Origin of the sequence: Mycobacterium sp. 1423905.2 (assembly GCF_001673155.1) — a bacterium.
Lineage (GTDB): Bacteria > Actinomycetota > Actinomycetes > Mycobacteriales > Mycobacteriaceae > Mycobacterium.
This window is the reverse complement of the sequence record NZ_LZLE01000152.1, coordinates 1-2,270: the sequence shown is the minus strand read 5'-3', so window position 1 is coordinate 2,270 and position 2,270 is coordinate 1. Positions and strand designations below refer to the sequence as shown.

Annotated in this window: 2 protein-coding genes and 2 pseudogenes; all 4 read left to right on the top strand. The window is 68.2% G+C overall.

Going from position 1 to position 2,270, the window contains the following annotated elements; genetic code table 11:
• A pseudogene (locus A9W95_RS26785) lies at positions 1 to 90 on the top strand (TetR family transcriptional regulator); the annotation flags it as partial.
• A complete protein-coding gene (locus A9W95_RS08575) occupies positions 87 to 950 on the top strand; it encodes an SDR family NAD(P)-dependent oxidoreductase (protein ID WP_067410820.1) in 864 nt (287 codons plus the stop codon). The pseudogene A9W95_RS26785 and the gene A9W95_RS08575, both read left to right, overlap by 4 nt.
• A gap of 100 nt (positions 951 to 1,050) precedes the next feature.
• On the top strand, positions 1,051 to 2,016 hold the full coding sequence (locus tag A9W95_RS08570) for a DUF4129 domain-containing protein (RefSeq protein WP_172826585.1): 966 nt from the start codon (positions 1,051 to 1,053) through the stop codon (positions 2,014 to 2,016).
• Positions 2,013 to 2,270, top strand: a pseudogene (locus A9W95_RS08565) (hypothetical protein); the annotation flags it as partial. The gene A9W95_RS08570 and the pseudogene A9W95_RS08565, both read left to right, overlap by 4 nt.

Below are 2,270 nucleotides of genomic sequence, written 5' to 3'. Positions count from 1 at the left end.
TTGCGGATGCTGTTGTATCCCGACCAGATGCTCGACGACGCGTGGGTGGATCAGACCACCGCCATTGTCGTTCACGGGGTGACTCGGTGACCCGGCTGTCCGGTCGGGCCGCCATCGTCACGGGTGCCAGCCGGGGGCTGGGCCGCGCGATCGCCTTGGCGCTGGCGGCCGAAGGCGCCGCCGTAGCGGTCGCCGGTCGCACCGAACAGGTATGGGACGACCGGCTGCCCGGCACCATCGTTGAGACGGTCAATGACATCGAGGCCGCGGGAGGGCGCGCCGTCGCCGTCCGAGCTGACCTCACCAACCGCGAGGACATCGCCCGCTTGGTCGAGGAAGCCCGAAACGCGTTGGGACCAATAACCGTTCTGGTCAACAATGCCGCGTTCACCGCGCCGGGCCGGCCCCCGGTGCCCGGTGCTGGGCCGCGGGCCAAACCGGTCAAAGCGGCCGCCGCCAAGCCGGGCTGGCCCGGCTTCGTCAGCACACCGCTGTCGGCCTACCGCCGTCATTTCGAGATCGCCGTGTTCGCCGCCTATGAACTGATGCAACTGGTTAGTCCGGACATGATCTCGGCCGGGGCCGGCTCGATTATCAATATCAGCTCGGTCGCCTCCCGGCTACCCGGCGACGGACCATACGCCGACCGCAGCGGCGGCGTTCTGCCCGGCTACGGCGGCTCCAAGGCCGCTTTAGAACATCTGACCCAATGCGCGGCGTTCGACCTGGCCGACCACCACATCGCCGTCAACGCGTTGTCGCCGTCCAAACCGATCCGCACGCCGGGCCTGTCCTACTACGCCACCGAATTCGACGACGTCGCATCCGCGGAGGAATTCGCCAGGGCCGCCGTCGAACTGACCCTGGTCGATGCGGCCGCGGTCACCGGCCGCACCATGGGGCACCGCGACGTGCTCGACGGCACTTTCACACCATTTCGCCGCGACTAACCGCGGTCGGGGCGGTAGCCGATCGCTCGACGTCGTGGCGGCGTGGCTGACCGACGTGCCAGTATGAAGCAAACCGGAACGACCGATCGAGTGTGTGCCCATGCCCGGTATCGACAAGCCGACGGGGCGCGTCGTCCTACTGATCGCGCTCCTGATGGTTGCTGCCGCGGCACTGCGCGGATATCTGCCCGCTCATCAAGGCAAACGCCTAACGGAGGCGGGGGACAACCGGGCGATGTGGGCGACGATCATCGCAATGCTGGCCGGGGCGCTGGCGCTGCTGACAGTAGCGATTATTGCCCGATTGCGGGATCCGCGCACCGTAGCGCCCAGCGTCGGCCAGCTGCCCGACCTGCTGGGCAGGGGTAAGGCGCGGCCGAGTTGGCGTGTGCTGTTGATCGGGCTGGCGCTAGTCGCGCTGTGGCTGTTGGTCGTCGTGCTGGTGTCGCGACTCGGTGCGTCGCCCGACGTCGAGCTCAACGCTCCGCCGCCGGATTCCTCCGGGACGCCGCCGCCGGCCAACGGCGCCGCCCCCGCCCGGACCCCACACCCCGGGCACAAGCACACCGGTGACACGCTGGGCATCTTGCTGGCCACGACGGTGCCGCTGCTGGTGCTGTTGGTTGCCGGTGCGGTCGGCGCAACGCGTCGGCGCCGCCCGGACAGCCCCGCCCTGGCCGCCCACCAGGTCGATGCTCCCGTGCGACCCAGCGGCTCGGAATCGCTCGTTCGCGCCGCCGAAGTGGGGCTGGCGGAGATCGCCGACCACAGCCGCGATCCGCGCGAGGCGATCATCGCCTGCTACGCCGCGATGGAACGGGAGTTGGCCAACGTCCCCGGAGCGGTCCCGCAAGAATTCGACACACCGACCGAAGTCTTGGCTCGCGCCGTCGAACACCATGCGCTGCATCCCGATAACGCCGTGCAGCTGGTGAATCTGTTCGCCGAGGCGCGGTTCAGCCCGCACGTGATGAATGAAGGACACCGCGCAGTCGCGGTGCGGGTGCTCGAACTGGTCCTCGACGAGCTGGCTCCCCAGTCCCGCGAAAGCCGCAGTGCGATATGAAAAGGCTCATCGCACTTGGTATTTGCTTGATTATAGGGATTGAACTGCTGGCGCTCATGATGCAGGACCGCCGGTACGTGATCGCTGCCACCGGCATCGCGGTGGCTTTGGTGGTGCTCAACATGCGGCGGGTGCTGGGCGCCGCCGGTGCGGCGCCGGACGAGCCCGACGACGACGATATGCGGAACGGATTGCGCCGCTGGGTGGCCAACACCGAGACCACGATCCGGTGGTCGGATTCGACTCGGGCGGAC